Source organism: Arthrobacter sp. ov118 (assembly GCF_900116495.1).
In the GTDB taxonomy this organism is placed as follows: Bacteria; Actinomycetota; Actinomycetes; order Actinomycetales; family Micrococcaceae; genus Arthrobacter.
This window is the reverse complement of record NZ_FPAY01000007.1, coordinates 123,380-135,905: the sequence shown is the minus strand read 5'-3', so window position 1 is coordinate 135,905 and position 12,526 is coordinate 123,380. Positions and strand designations below refer to the sequence as shown.

The 12,526-nt window shown below is 67.1% G+C and carries 16 protein-coding genes; 7 read left to right on the top strand and 9 right to left on the bottom strand.

Annotation, left to right across the window (positions count from 1 at the left end):
- The first annotated feature begins 152 nt into the window (after positions 1 to 152).
- Complete coding sequence (locus BM372_RS14015; RefSeq protein WP_090956062.1) at positions 153 to 428, top strand: hypothetical protein; 276 nt, start codon at positions 153 to 155, stop codon at positions 426 to 428.
- A 107-nt stretch (positions 429 to 535) separates the two neighbouring features.
- Here the strand turns inward: BM372_RS14015 and BM372_RS14010 are convergent, their stop codons facing one another.
- From BM372_RS14010 to BM372_RS13995, 4 genes are all read right to left on the bottom strand, one after another.
- The gene (locus BM372_RS14010; RefSeq protein WP_177236014.1) at positions 536 to 805 is read right to left on the bottom strand and encodes a hypothetical protein; all 270 of its coding nucleotides are present in this window, start codon (positions 803 to 805) and stop codon (positions 536 to 538) included.
- A gap of 96 nt (positions 806 to 901) precedes the next feature.
- Complete coding sequence (locus BM372_RS14005) at positions 902 to 1,537, bottom strand: energy-coupling factor transporter transmembrane component T family protein (RefSeq protein ID WP_090956061.1); 636 nt, start codon at positions 1,535 to 1,537, stop codon at positions 902 to 904.
- Positions 1,534 to 2,331: an energy-coupling factor ABC transporter ATP-binding protein gene (locus BM372_RS14000; RefSeq protein WP_177236013.1), complete on the bottom strand. Its 798-nt coding sequence runs from the start codon at positions 2,329 to 2,331 to the stop codon at positions 1,534 to 1,536. The genes BM372_RS14005 and BM372_RS14000 overlap by 4 nt, the downstream gene beginning before the upstream one ends.
- A complete protein-coding gene (locus BM372_RS13995) occupies positions 2,328 to 2,975 on the bottom strand; it encodes a biotin transporter BioY (protein ID WP_090956060.1) in 648 nt (215 codons plus the stop codon). The genes BM372_RS14000 and BM372_RS13995 overlap by 4 nt, the downstream gene beginning before the upstream one ends.
- A gap of 336 nt (positions 2,976 to 3,311) precedes the next feature.
- Here BM372_RS13995 and BM372_RS13990 point away from each other — a divergent pair, with 336 nt between their 5' ends.
- Positions 3,312 to 4,910, top strand: a complete 1,599-nt coding sequence (locus tag BM372_RS13990) for an ABC-F family ATP-binding cassette domain-containing protein (protein ID WP_090956059.1) — start codon at positions 3,312 to 3,314, stop codon at positions 4,908 to 4,910.
- Positions 4,911 to 5,101: 191 nt separating this feature from the next.
- Here BM372_RS13990 and BM372_RS13985 read toward each other — a convergent pair whose 3' ends face one another.
- From BM372_RS13985 to BM372_RS13970, 4 genes are read right to left on the bottom strand one after another with little or no spacing between them, the layout of a single operon-like run.
- Positions 5,102 to 5,581: a YbaK/EbsC family protein gene (locus BM372_RS13985; protein WP_090956058.1), complete on the bottom strand. Its 480-nt coding sequence runs from the start codon at positions 5,579 to 5,581 to the stop codon at positions 5,102 to 5,104.
- A gap of 3 nt (positions 5,582 to 5,584) precedes the next feature.
- Positions 5,585 to 6,463, bottom strand: coding sequence for an SURF1 family cytochrome oxidase biogenesis protein (locus tag BM372_RS13980; protein WP_090956057.1), 879 nt, complete (start codon positions 6,461 to 6,463; stop codon positions 5,585 to 5,587).
- Positions 6,464 to 6,757 (bottom strand): hypothetical protein, encoded by a 294-nt coding sequence (locus tag BM372_RS13975; RefSeq protein WP_090956056.1) that lies wholly within the window; start codon positions 6,755 to 6,757, stop codon positions 6,464 to 6,466. It lies immediately after the preceding gene.
- Complete coding sequence (locus tag BM372_RS13970; protein WP_090956055.1) at positions 6,754 to 7,164, bottom strand: DUF3099 domain-containing protein; 411 nt, start codon at positions 7,162 to 7,164, stop codon at positions 6,754 to 6,756. Before BM372_RS13970 ends, BM372_RS13975 begins: the two co-directional genes overlap by 4 nt.
- A gap of 180 nt (positions 7,165 to 7,344) precedes the next feature.
- Between BM372_RS13970 and fabG the strand changes: the two genes are divergently transcribed.
- The 3 genes from fabG (at position 7,345) to BM372_RS13955 (ending at position 9,651) form a co-directional block, all read left to right on the top strand.
- Positions 7,345 to 8,070, top strand: a complete 726-nt coding sequence (fabG, locus tag BM372_RS13965; RefSeq protein ID WP_090956054.1) for a 3-oxoacyl-ACP reductase FabG — start codon at positions 7,345 to 7,347, stop codon at positions 8,068 to 8,070.
- Between the two features lie 210 nt (positions 8,071 to 8,280).
- Positions 8,281 to 8,700: an Hsp20/alpha crystallin family protein gene (locus BM372_RS13960; protein WP_090956053.1), complete on the top strand. Its 420-nt coding sequence runs from the start codon at positions 8,281 to 8,283 to the stop codon at positions 8,698 to 8,700.
- Between the two features lie 186 nt (positions 8,701 to 8,886).
- Positions 8,887 to 9,651 carry an SDR family oxidoreductase gene (locus BM372_RS13955; RefSeq protein WP_090956052.1) on the top strand — a complete coding sequence of 255 codons (765 nt, stop codon included), beginning with the start codon at positions 8,887 to 8,889 and terminating at the stop codon, positions 9,649 to 9,651.
- Positions 9,652 to 9,772: 121 nt separating this feature from the next.
- Here the strand turns inward: BM372_RS13955 and serB are convergent, their stop codons facing one another.
- The gene (serB, locus tag BM372_RS13950; protein ID WP_090956051.1) at positions 9,773 to 10,750 is read right to left on the bottom strand and encodes a phosphoserine phosphatase SerB; all 978 of its coding nucleotides are present in this window, start codon (positions 10,748 to 10,750) and stop codon (positions 9,773 to 9,775) included.
- Positions 10,751 to 10,883: 133 nt separating this feature from the next.
- Between serB and BM372_RS13945 the strand changes: the two genes are divergently transcribed.
- Together BM372_RS13945 and BM372_RS13940 are read left to right on the top strand one after the other, a co-directional pair.
- The gene (locus tag BM372_RS13945) at positions 10,884 to 11,669 is read left to right on the top strand and encodes an ABC transporter ATP-binding protein (protein WP_090956050.1); all 786 of its coding nucleotides are present in this window, start codon (positions 10,884 to 10,886) and stop codon (positions 11,667 to 11,669) included.
- 18 nt (positions 11,670 to 11,687) lie between these two features.
- Positions 11,688 to 12,473 (top strand): sulfite exporter TauE/SafE family protein, encoded by a 786-nt coding sequence (locus BM372_RS13940; RefSeq protein ID WP_090956049.1) that lies wholly within the window; start codon positions 11,688 to 11,690, stop codon positions 12,471 to 12,473.
- Positions 12,474 to 12,526 lie beyond the last annotated feature (53 nt).

Sequence of the window (12,526 nt, the reverse complement as noted above, 5' to 3'; positions counted from 1 at the left end):
GAAGCATGGTTGCCCAACTCGTGCAGCGGAGGCCTCGTCCCCGTGCCCGTGACGTTGAACGCCTTATCGGCCCCGGCGGAATAACCGGGAGCTCGGGGATCTTGACCTAACTGAGGGCGTCGACCACCGGCTGCCTCCGCGAAAGGACCTCCTTGCCCACTTCCTTTATCCCCTTCACCATGTGCGCCACCGTCCGCGAAGACCACAAGCGCTCATTCCGCACGGACCTAGAACGAGTGGCCTCCGGCCGCCGTGGGTGGGCGCCGCTGGACGTCGTCAAGTCCACCGATACCCAAGCGCTGCTGCATGGAGCGATCGCGCAAAGCGTTCACACTGCCACTGACGCGAGCCTTGCCCGCTACCTCCAGGACCGCCTTGTCGCCGATAACGACATCCATCTGGATATCACCGTCAGCATCGGGCGCTAACAGCCGCCAACACGAGCCCCGGACCATGCAGGTCCGGGGTTTTCTCATGAGAAAAGCCGCCGCAACACGTGGCGGTGCGGCCCCCTGAAGAGTGCGGGATCAGACGGCTACTCGGTGCGCTGCGTGGATGCCGGTCCAGAAGCCCGCAGCCCCGGCCTGGACGGCGGGGCGCACCGTGCCTTGTCAGTGATGAAGTCGCGGTCCGCCTGTGACAGCGGGGAGGTCCCGTGCCGGTCGCGGTCCGCTGTTCCGCCTGTCTCCTGACGGATGATCGAGGTTATGGTGCGCGGCAGGATCATGCACCCCGGATTGTCGGTGAGCCACTGCTGCGTGGAGGGACTGAGCCGGTCCCAATTGTCCCTGATGTCCATCTCCATTGATGAGCCTCCCCTGGCTACGCGGGCGCGGGCACCCTTTAGGGCGATCGGTCGCGCTCAGCCTACGCCGATGGATTCTACGTGGGAAGACATCAACTACTGCCCCTCCGCGTCCTCCGGCTCGCCAAGCCCCCGGGCGGCAAGAGCCTCGCCGGTCTGCCGGGCGTAGGCCACAGTGGTGATGAAGACGGGCAGCACCAATGCCCGCAGGTTTCGTTCGAGCCCCCGGGCCCGGGCGGAGTCGCGCACGTCCGAGTAGGCCCCCGCAACGAACGGGATGCTGCGGAGCATGATGGCAATGGTCAGGGCGAAGCGCTCCGGGTCTGCGCCGAGGCGTCGGAACGGCCTGGCCAGGGAGGCCACCCCGTCGAGCAGTGCCTGCACAGGCGTTGTAGCGGTCAGGATTGATGCGGCCACAACGCAGATGAGGACGTTCAGCACGATCCGCGCAGCGGTGGGTGCACCCAGTTGCCACCACTGGAAGAGACCGATCGCCAGCAGCACGGGCAGCACCGGGCGCACCGCACGGAACAGCCGGGCCGGGCCCGCCCCGCTGAGCAGGAACAGCCCGCACAGCAGCGCCAGCACGACGGCCGAAATGGCCCAGTCGGCGATCAGGAAGGACGCCATCCCGCACCCCACGACCAGCAGGAACTTCAGCCAGAGCGGCGCCCGGTGGATCAGGGAAGAACCCGGCGCGTACGTCGCGAGCAGGAAGCCACGGCTGCTCATCGTTTGTCCAGCCGGTCCTGCCGTGCCCGGGCCAAGCCGTCCCCGGCCAACTCGTCGGCGGGCCGTCCTAGGTTGATGCCAGCAGTAGGAAGGCTCGCGGGGCTCAATTGCCGGTAATGCGCGACGGCGGCGGCCGGTCCGCCGTCGAAGACCACCTGCCCGGCGTCGACCACCAGGACGCGGTCCATGTCCATGGCGAGCTCGAGGTCGTGGGTGGAAAGAATGACCTGTTGGCGGAGCCCGGCAAGCGTGCGCCGCAGCAGCTCGCGGTTGCGAAGGTCCAAGAGTGTGGAGGGCTCGTCCAGGACCAGCACTTCGGGGTCTACGGCCAGGACTGCGGCCAGGGCCAGGAGCTGGCGTTCGCCGCCGGAGAGCTCATAGATGCTCTGGTCCGCCAGGGGCAGGAGGCCGAACCGGTCCAGGACCGCCTCGGCGTGGGCGCGGCGCTCCGCGGCGTTGCGGATGGAGCGCCGCAGGGACAGTTCCACATCTTCGCGGCCGGTGGGCATGACCAGCTGGGAGAGCGGATCCGTGAAGACAAAGCCCACCCGGCGCCGGACCTCGCGTACGGCGCGGGCAGTATCGGCGCCGTGGACCATAACCGACCCGTCGCTGGGCGCCACGAGCCCGTTCAAGAGCCGCAGCAGCGTGGACTTGCCTGAGCCGTTGGCCCCGATAACCCCGATGCGCCGTTCCGTGAGGCTCAGTGAAACCATCTGAAGCAGCGTCTTGGGTGCCGGGCTGCCGTCGACCGGGACCCGCACCGACACCCTGTCCAGGACAATGCCGCTCACGGGCGGGCGTCTACCGTCCGGACGCGGCGCAGCAGCAGATCCGGGAAGGCCCTGTGCAGGGCCAGGACGATGCTGACGGCCAGGATGTTCTTGATGATGTCGCCGGGGTAGAAGGCGAGGTCGGCCAGGAACGCCTTGGAGAAGTCCAGCCTGGCGTTGACCATCATGCCCAAGACACCCAGCCCGTGGACGAAGACGATGCTGCTCACCATGGCGGCGGCGAACAGGAGTATGGGCCGCAGCCGGCCGGTGCGGGTGGCCGTGCGCCGGAGCACGACGACGGTCAGCCAGCCCACCGTCGTGGCGGCCAGCAGGAACCCGAGGATGTAGCCGGCGGAGGGGCCGGCGAGGACGCCCAGCCCGCTGCGTCCGCCGCTGAAGATCGGCAGGCCTGCGAAGCCCAGGAGCAGGTACAGGCCTACGGCGGCGAAGGCCCGGCCCGCGCCGAGCGCCAGCCCGGTGAGCATGACGGCGAGGGTCTGCAGCGTGATGGGCACGCCGAGTCCGCCGACGGGGATGGCGGCGATCAGCGCGGACCCGGCGATGAGGGCTGCAAAAACGGCGATGAGGCCAAGGTCGGTGGCGTTCCAGCGGTTCCGGCGCCGGGGCGTGCGGGCTGTGGCGGGCGGGGCGGTCTGCGTCATGGTGTTCCTGTCGGGGCTGCGGTGCGGTAATGGAAGCTCAATTCCGACTGTACGGCTGCGGCGAAACGTCTTTTTTGTAGGTGCTCCACTAAGCGGCGGCCCGGTTGCTGGAGGGGGCCGCCAACGAAAGGCCGCAGACCCGGTGCGCGGAGCCGTATGTATCCCGGCTGCAGGCCCCGGCACCATGCCAGGAAGCCGTCACCGCCCCATGTCAGGGAGCCCGGACGGTGCCGGTAGACTTGTGGAGGCCGTGCTCTCGGCCGACCTGCCCCGGCCCGAGCCCAGACTCCACCCCCTGTGCCGCGGCGTTCCCTGTTGTGAAAGGCCTTAGCTGCATTGATTACCGTCCAGGATCTCGAACTGCGCGCCGGCGCCCGCCTCCTTATGGACCAGGTGAGCTTCCGGATCGACAAGGGAGACAAGATCGGCCTGGTCGGCCGTAACGGTGCAGGCAAGACCACCCTGACCCGGGTCCTCGCGGGCGAGGGCCTGCCCGCCGCCGGCAAGGTGACCCGCAGCGGCGAAATCGGCTACCTGCCGCAGGACCCGCGCACCCCGGACATGGAGCAGCTCGCCCGTGACCGGATCCTGTCGGTGCGCGGCCTGGACATCGCGGTGGGCAAGCTCCGCGTAGCCCACGAAGAGATGGCCAGCGACGACGCCGCCGTCCAGCGCAAGGCGATGAACCGCTATGACCGGCTGGAGTCGGAGTTCCTGGCCGCCGGCGGCTACGCAGCCGAGGCCGAGGCTGCCGCAATCTGCTCGAACCTCGCCCTGCCCGACCGGCTACTGAACCAGCCGCTGAAGACCCTGTCCGGCGGTCAGCGGCGCCGCGTGGAACTCGCCCGCATCCTGTACTCGGACGCCGAGACCATGCTCCTCGATGAGCCCACCAACCACCTGGACGCCGACTCCATCGCGTGGCTGCGTGAATTTTTGAAGAACCACCAGGGCGGGCTGATTGTCATCAGCCACGACACCGAGCTGCTCGAGGCGACGGTGAACAAGGTCTTCCTGCTGGATGCCAACCGCGCCCAGATCGACTTCTACAACATGGACTGGAAGCGCTACCTCACCCAGCGCGAAACCGACGAGCGTGCCCGCAAGCGCGAACGTGCCAACGCGGAGAAGAAGGCACAGGTCCTCATGGACCAGGCCAACAAGATGCGCGCCAAGGCCACCAAGGCAGTCGCCGCGCAGAACATGGCCAAACGCGCCGAGCGGCTCCTCGGCGGGCTGGAGGCGGTCCGCGAAAACGACCGCGTGGCGGCCCTGCGCTTCCCCGATCCTTCACCCTGCGGCAAGACCCCGCTGACCGCGGACGGCCTGAGCAAGTCCTACGGCTCGCTGGAAATTTTCACGGACGTCGACCTTGCGATCGACCGTGGCTCCAAGGTTGTCATCCTGGGCCTCAACGGCGCCGGCAAGACGACACTGCTGCGCATGCTGGCCGGCGTCGACAAGCCGGACACGGGGGAAGTCATCCCCGGCCACGGCCTGAAGGTGGGCTACTACGCCCAGGAACACGAGACGCTCGACGTCGACCGCACGGTTTTGCAAAACATGCGCTCCGCTGCCCCGGACATGAACGATTCCGAAGTCCGCGGCATCCTGGGCTCGTTCCTGTTCTCCGGGGACGACGTCGACAAGCCGGCCGGCGTCCTCTCCGGCGGCGAAAAGACCCGCCTTGCCCTGGCCACCATCGTGGCGTCGAGCGCGAACGTGCTGCTGCTCGACGAGCCCACCAACAACCTGGACCCGGCCAGCCGCTCCGAAATCCTCGGCGCCCTGCGCAACTACACCGGCGCCGTCGTGCTGGTGAGCCACGATGAGGGGGCCGTTGAGGCGCTCAACCCGGAGCGCGTCGTGCTGCTGCCCGACGGCGTCGAAGACCACTGGAACGAAGACTACCTGGACCTGATCACGCTCGCGTAGGGCGCCAGGCCCAAGGTCGCCTTCCGCTTCGCACCGCGCTCGATTTGCCGCGTGCTCGCTCGTTCTCCCCACCGTCCCCCTAACCTCGCAAGCTCGGTCAGGGAATCCGGACGGCGTGGGCCCACGCTTAGACGCACGCTACACAAATCAAACGCGTCGCTCCGCTAGTGGTCATGTCGCCATTGCGGGAGTTAACGTACGTGGAGTTCTTCTGCGCCCGTGATCCTGTGCAGGTCTTCGTAGCTGATGGAGAACATCGAGTTGTGGTCGCCCGCGCCGGCCCAGAGCAGTTCTTGGATTTTAAGTGAACTGTCCAGCAGCGTGCGGATCTTCTCCGGGTGGCCTACCGGGGCTACGCCTCCTACCTCCTGACCGGTGTGGGCCAGGACGAAGTCGGGGGAGGCGCGGCGGATCTTGCCGGTGCCCAGTTGGGCGGCAACCTTCCGGACGTCCACTTTGGCCGAGCCGCTGGCCAGGATGAGCAGCGGGGCGCCTTCAAGGTCGAACACGAGGCTGTTGGTGATGGCCGCGACATCGCAGCCCAACGCGGCGGCCGCGGCTGCCGCCGTCGGAACTTTCGAATCGAACACTGTCACGGTGTCTTGGGCACCCAGTGCGGTCAGGGCGCGCTTGACGTTGGCCACAGGTTCGGGAATGATCTCAAGGCTCACCCGTCAGAACCCCTGTGCGTCCAAGATGGCGTCTTCCTCTTCCTCCGCTGTCGCGTTCTTGCGCTTCCGCGGAGCGGGACGGCGCCGCGCCGTCGGGCCGCTGGAGTGCAGGAAGCGGCCCTCTGCGGCGTCCGCTTCGGCGTCTTCCGCATCGATCGCGGCGTTGCGGGCCTGCTGCCGGGCCGCATAGCCGAACCCGACGAACATCAGCACGCCGAAGGCGAACCACTGCAGCGAGTATGAGAGGTGTGTGCCTTCATCGGTGGACGGTCTGGGGAAGGGGAACGGCATATCCTGCACCGAGGGCGACTCAGAGGCCAGTTGTCCGTAGGCGCCCGCCAAGAGCGGATAGCCCAGCTGGGTGGAATAAGCACTGAGATCGATCGAGGCCAGCTGACCGTCAGGGGCGCCGCGCTGAAGCGCCGCCTCGGCCGCCTTGAGCCGGGCAACCACGGTGACCGGCCCCTGGGGCGGCGCGGGCACGGCGTCGGGCCGGCCCGGTGTGTTGTTCCCGATGGGCAGCCAGCCGCGGTCAATTACAACCCTTTCGCCGGTATCAAGCCGGAACGGCACCACCACTTCGTAGCCGGGCTGGCCGTTGAGCGGGCGGTTGCGGACGATGCGCTGGCCGGCGACGTCGTAGCTGCCCTTGAGTTCCACCTGGGTCCACTCACGCTCCGGGTCGAGCCGGCTGAACTGGTCCCGGACATCGGCGAACGGCACGGGGGTGGCCGAGTAGTTGGAGACCACGCGGTTGATTTCGGCCAGGGTCTCGGCGCGCCGGTCCATCTGCCACCGGCCCAGGCCCACACAGCCGGCAGCGAAGATCGCGGCCAACAGCAAGTAGCCCAGCCACTTGCTGGAGAAGAGAAAGCGGTACATTCAGCCGATCCTGCCTGACGGGTCGAGGGGCGCCATTCCTTCGGCGGGGGGCACGGCCGTTTCGGCGAGGGCCAGGGTCTCTTTCCAGAGCCCGCGGGTCTCCAGATAGTCCTCGAGCCAGGCGCGGTGCTCGCCGCATGCCAACCAGATCTTGCGCCGCTCGGGCGTGTGGATCTTGGGGTTGTTCCACAGCAGCTGCCACTGCGCCGCGGCGCGGCAGGCCTTTCGCGAACAGACGGCGCCGGGTGCCGCGGCCGTGTCGGCGCCGCTTCCCGCCAGGTCAAAGAGGTTCATGAAGCTGCCCGTCCGTGGTTGTCGTCGTCATTCTCATCATCAATCAGTTCGCCTTGCAGCAGCGTCGCCGAGGTGTCATCGCCGGCAGGCGCGTGGTCGCTTGAAGCCGGTGCGTCCAGCTCAATCAGCGGGGCGTAGTCCAGGAGGGCATCGCTGTGTATTTCAGCTTTGTCGCTGCCGTTGGCGATCACCACCGCCACCCACGGCAGGAAAACCGCGCCAAGAACCGGGATGAGCTTAAACCAGCCGTCGACGACGAAGATGAGGATCAGGCAGACCATGCGGATCCCCATGGCGACGGCGTACTTGATCATCCGCTGGCGCATCTCGTCAGAATGCGCAGCAGCCGCATCGGTGATGCTGTGCACCTCGGCGTCGCTGGACTCTGCGTCCGGCCGCCCGGGCATAGGAACACCGGGTTGGTTTTCGAGTGTCACGGCTGTCAGATCACGCTCCCAAGGCTTACTCCAATTCTCTCACCATCGGCGGAGCCGCCCAAACGGATGGGCGCCGGGCGCTAAGATCGGAGGCAGGAAAATTCCAGCCCCCAGCGCGGCGTTCCCTGCCGCAGAATCCCGGAGCCCCCTATGACTGAAGCACCCACTACCGGCCGCAGCATTTTGATTACCGGTGGAAACCGCGGGATCGGCCTGGCCATTGCCGAGTCCTTCCTGGCCAACGGCGACAAAGTGGCCGTGACATACCGCAGCGAATCGCCTCTGCCCGCGGGCATCCTCGGGGTCAAGGCCGACGTCACCGATGAAGCCTCGGTGGACGCCGCGTTCACGGAAGTAGAAGCCGCCCACGGCCCCGTGGAAGTCCTCGTGGCCAACGCCGGTATCACCAAGGACACGCTCCTGATGCGCATGAGCGAAGACGACTTTACTTCCGTCATCGACACGAACCTCACGGGCGCCTTCCGCGTCATCAAGCGCGCCTCCAAGGGCATGATCCGGGCACGCAAGGGCCGCGTGGTGCTGATTTCCTCCGTCTCCGGCCTGTACGGCGCGCCCGGCCAGATCAACTACTCGGCCTCCAAGGCCGGCCTGGTGGGCATTGCCCGTTCCCTGACCCGCGAGCTCGGCGGCCGCGGAGTCACGGCGAACGTCGTGGCTCCGGGCTTCATCAACACCGACATGACGGCGGAACTGCCGGAGGCCACGCAGAAGGACTACCTGACCAAGGTTCCGGCCGGGCGGTTCGCCGAGGCTTCCGAGGTCGCCAACGTCGTTCGCTGGATCGCCAGCGACGAGGCGGCCTACATTTCCGGGGCGGTTATTCCGGTCGACGGCGGCCTGGGCATGGGCCACTAGGTCCCGACGCCGGCGGCCACGTACGCCGGGGCCGCCCTGGCAGCGCCGCCCTGGCAACACGGGACGACGACGGCGGCATCCGCCGTCGTCGTCCGCCGTCGTCGTCCGCGCCGGGCCTTTTTGCCCTTGGCAGTGCTGCCCCTGGAGCGTGTAATGAGCTCACAGCCCCTGACGTTGCCGTGGCCGGGGCGCGGACTTAGGAGATGAACCATGAGTGAGCTCAGCAAGTGGACGCCCTCAGACATGCTGGAGCCCGTCCGCCGCTTCCTTGACGGCGACCTGTCCATAACCCCCGGCATCAGGATCGAACAGTTCCATGAAGGCAGCACCCTGGTGGTGCGGGCCGAAGTTCCCGGAATCGATCCGGACCAGGACGTTGACGTCTCGGTCAGCGAGGGCATGCTGCACATCTCGGTGGAAAGGCTTGAGAAGTCCGAACACAAGGGCAAGGAGGGCTACCGCTCGGAGTTCCGCTATGGTTCGTCGGCCCGCAGCGTTGCCCTGCCGGCAGGGGCGCGGGAAGAAGACATCACCGCCACCTACAAGGACGGCGTCCTCGAGGTGCGCGCACCGGCGCCCGAGGTGCTGCCGGCGGAAACGACGAAGAAAATCCGGATTGACCGGAGCTGAACTCCGCTAACTTGCACCGGCCGGGCGGGCAGGAGACGCCCTCTGGACAGCTACGTCGCTGCACGTCCCGGGAACTACGCAGTACGAGCTTCTTTGTGGAGGCCGAACAACTGAAAAGGCGCAATCCGCTGGCATGATGGAATGCAGACCCCACAGTGTTTGGACGTTTGGAACAAAGGAGCTCGTATGGGACTGCTGGAGAAAAAAACTGCGATCGTGACCGGTTCGTCGCGCGGAATCGGCGCCGAAGTCGCCAAGTTCCTCGCCGCCGAAGGTGCAGCGGTGGTGGTGAACTACCGCCAGAAGGCGCCGCGCGCCAACAAGGTCGTCGCTGAGATCGAAGCCGACGGCGGCCGTGCCGCGGCCGTCGGAGCGGACCTCACCACCCAGGAAGGCGTCCATGCCCTCGCCAGCGCCGCCATGGAGAACTTCGGCTCGCTCGACCTGCTGGTCCTCAACGCCTCCGGCGGCATGGAGACCGGAATGGAAGAGGGCTACGCGCTGAAGCTGAACCGCGACGCGCAGGTCAACATGCTCAACGCCGCGGTGCCCCTTATGCCCGAAGGTTCTCGCGTGGTCTTCGTGACCAGCCACCAGGCCCACTTCATCGGCACGGTGCCCACCATGCCCGAGTACGAGCCCGTCGCCCGCAGCAAGCGCGCCGGCGAAGACGCGCTGCGTGACCTTGTCCCGGGCTTGGCGGACAAGGGCATCTCGCTGGTGGTCGTTTCCGGCGACATGATCGAGGGCACCGTCACCGCCACCCTGCTTGACCGGTCCAACCCCGGTGCCATTGAGGCGCGCCGTGCCGAGGCCGGCAAGCTGTATTCGGTCAAGGAGTTTGCCGCCGAGGTCGCCAAGATGGCCACGGCCGACGTCGAGACCGGCCACACCGAATATGTCGGCGGCGCGGATTACTTGGACAAGGCCGCCGACACCGGTTCCAACTAGGAATTCATTCCAACCAAAGGCTCACCACCGCCGGGATGGCCCGTCGCCGCAATGTTGGCAAAACATTGCGGCGGCGTGCCATCCGGCGGTTAAAGCCTCTGCTAAAGCGCCCGGTTCGGACTCAGACCCCTGCGATGTACCGCACGGCGTCGAGGTAGGGCAGGTTCACGGCCGCGTCCGCGGCGGCACGGACGGCCGGTTTCGCGTTGAAGGCGACGCCGATTCCGGCGGCGCCGAGCATGTCGAGGTCATTGGCGCCGTCGCCCACCGCAATGGTGTGCTCCATCGGGATGCCCTCGGCTGCCGCCCACTCGCGCAGATATTTCTCCTTGGCAGCGCGATCGATGACATCGCCAAGCACCTTGCCCGTCAGGGCGCCGTCAACGATTTCGAGTTCGTTCGCGATCCAGTAGCGCAGTCCCAGGTCCTCGGCAATCGGCTGCAGGATCTGGTTAAACCCGCCGGACACCACGGCCACCGCATGGCCGGCGGCCTGGAATGCCGCCACCAGCTCGGCGGCGCCCTCGGTGAGCTTGACCTCGGCGCGGACCTTGGCGACGACGTCGGCCGGCAGCCCGGCCAGCACCGCCACCCGGGCGTGGAGGCTCTGGGCGAAGTCCAGCTCGCCGCGCATTGCAGCCTCGGTCACGGCCGCCACTTCCTCGCGTTTGCCGGCATAGGCGGCCAGGAGCTCGATCACTTCCTGCTGGATGAGGGTGGAGTCCACGTCCATGATCAAGAACTTCCGCTGCGCGTTGCGCAGTCCGGCGGGAACCAGTGCCGTGTCCACGCCGTCGATGCCGGAAGACGCCAGCGCATGGCGCGGACCCTCCAGCCGTGCTTCCGTGATTGATCCGGGCGTCGAGGCAGTTCCGGTGTCCCGTGTTTCCGAGTGCGGTGTTTCCGAGTGCGGTGTTTCGGAGGCGGGTGTCTCCGCGTTTATGGCGCACTCGGCCGCATACACCTCGAAACGTCCGTCGCCGGCACGCGTTTCAGCGCCAACACTCAGCCCTGCGGCGGTGAGCAGCGAGCGCAGTCGCTGGATGTCGGGAGGGGACAGTTTCAGGCCGTAGCTGACTGCGGTCACGTGCGAACTCATGGCTTCAATCCTAGCGAGCAGGCGGTGCACGGCCCGAATTCGTTGCGCCCGGCGCCGGTGCAGTGTGACGGCCCACGGCACCGCGCGGTGCCGGTTATCAGTCACCCGGTTTTTTGTCCTAGTGTCTACTCCTATGAGTGAAGTTCTTGAAATGGCCGCCGTCAGCGTTGTGCGTGGGGCTAAGACGCTCCTGGACAAGGTGGACTGGCAGGTCAAGGAAGGCGAACGTTGGGTGATCCTCGGACCCAACGGCGCCGGCAAGACCACTCTTCTCCAGCTGGCTGCCGCCCGGATCCACCCCACCTCCGGCATGGCAGGGATCCTCGAGGAAGTCCTGGGCGCCGTCGACGTCTTCGAACTGCGGCCGCGGATCGGCCTGTCCTCCGCCGCGCTGGCCACGCAGATCCCCGAACACGAAAAGGTCCTCAACGTGGTGGTCACCGCCGCCTACGGCGTGACGGGCCGCTGGCGCGAAGGCTACGAGAAGGACGACGAACGGCGCGCCTTCGGGCTGTTGAACGAGTGGGGGATGGGCCCGCTGCTCAACCGCCCCTTTGCCTCGCTCTCCGAGGGCGAGCGCAAGCGCGTCCAGATCGCCCGCGCCCTCATGACCGACCCCGAGCTGCTGCTCCTTGATGAGCCCGCTGCCGGCCTGGACCTCGGCGGCCGTGAGGACCTCGTCCAGCGCCTGAGCGAACTCGCCCGCGACGACACCGCGCCGGCAATCGTTCTGGTCACCCACCACCTCGAGGAAGTCCCGCCCGGCTTCACGCACGCCATGCTGATGCGCGACGGCGGTGTAGTGGCCTCCGGTCCGCTGCCGGAGGTCCTCACGGCCGAAAACCTGAGCGAGACGTTCGGCCTGCCGCTGGACGTCACGGTCAACGCCGGGCGGTACAGCGCCACCGCCAGCCGCTGACGGGCCCACTGACCGCGCGTGGAGCCCCTCAATAGCGTCTTCATCTTCTTTGCCGGGCTGTGGGCGGGGACCATCAACAGCGTCGTGGGGTCCGGCACCCTGGTTACCTTCCCGGTGCTGATCGCCCTCGGCTACCCTCCCGTCACCGCCTCCATCAGCAACGCCACCGGGCTTGTGGCCGGAAGTGCCGCGGGCGCCTGGGGCTACCGGAAGGAGCTCGCCGGCCGTGGTAAGCAGCTGCTGCGGCTCCTGCCAGCCTCGCTGCTCGGCGGCGTCACCGGCGCCTTCCTGCTGCTGCACCTTCCCGAGAAGGTCTTCTATTACGCCGCCCCCGTCCTGATCGTGCTGGCCCTGCTGATGGTGGTGTTCCAGCCGCGGCTCCAGCAGTGGGTGCGGAACCGGGAAGAAAACCCCGAACACGCGATCCGGGACCGTCGCCACGGGGTCCTGCTGGTAGTGCTGGTGTATCTGGCGGGTGTCTATGGCGGCTACTTCGTCGCGGCACAGGGCATCCTGCTGGTCGGCATCCTGGGCGTGTTCATGACCGGGACCATCCAAAACGCCAACGCGATGAAAAACATCCTGGTCCTGGGCGTGAACGTCATCGCCGCGTGTTCCTACCTCCTGTTCGCCTTCGACCGGATCGACTGGGGGGTGGTCGGGCTGATCGCCGTGAGCTCCCTGATCGGCGGGTTGGTTGGCTCCAAGGTGGGGCGCCGGCTTTCTCCGGTGGTCCTGCGCGGCGTGATCTTTGCGCTCGGCCTCGTCGCGCTGGGATTCATGATCGCCAACCTGTTCCACTAAGTCCGAGACCGTTCACAAAGCCCCCTTCGAAAAGCCCCGTTCAAAGAGCCCGT

Coding starts and splice junctions, on each gene's coding strand:
- BM372_RS14010 (WP_177236014.1), bottom strand. CDS start 805: ATGGAGATGGACATCAGGGACAATTGGGACCGGCTCAGTCCCTCCACG.
- BM372_RS14005 (WP_090956061.1), bottom strand. CDS start 1,537: ATGAGCAGCCGTGGCTTCCTGCTCGCGACGTACGCGCCGGGTTCTTCC.
- BM372_RS13995 (WP_090956060.1), bottom strand. CDS start 2,975: ATGACGCAGACCGCCCCGCCCGCCACAGCCCGCACGCCCCGGCGCCGG.
- BM372_RS13980 (WP_090956057.1), bottom strand. CDS start 6,463: ATGTACCGCTTTCTCTTCTCCAGCAAGTGGCTGGGCTACTTGCTGTTG.
- BM372_RS13975 (WP_090956056.1), bottom strand. CDS start 6,757: ATGAACCTCTTTGACCTGGCGGGAAGCGGCGCCGACACGGCCGCGGCA.
- BM372_RS13970 (WP_090956055.1), bottom strand. CDS start 7,164: ATGCCCGGGCGGCCGGACGCAGAGTCCAGCGACGCCGAGGTGCACAGC.
- fabG (WP_090956054.1), top strand. CDS start 7,345: ATGACTGAAGCACCCACTACCGGCCGCAGCATTTTGATTACCGGTGGA.
- BM372_RS13960 (WP_090956053.1), top strand. CDS start 8,281: ATGAGTGAGCTCAGCAAGTGGACGCCCTCAGACATGCTGGAGCCCGTC.
- BM372_RS13955 (WP_090956052.1), top strand. CDS start 8,887: ATGGGACTGCTGGAGAAAAAAACTGCGATCGTGACCGGTTCGTCGCGC.
- serB (WP_090956051.1), bottom strand. CDS start 10,750: ATGAGTTCGCACGTGACCGCAGTCAGCTACGGCCTGAAACTGTCCCCT.
- BM372_RS13945 (WP_090956050.1), top strand. CDS start 10,884: ATGAGTGAAGTTCTTGAAATGGCCGCCGTCAGCGTTGTGCGTGGGGCT.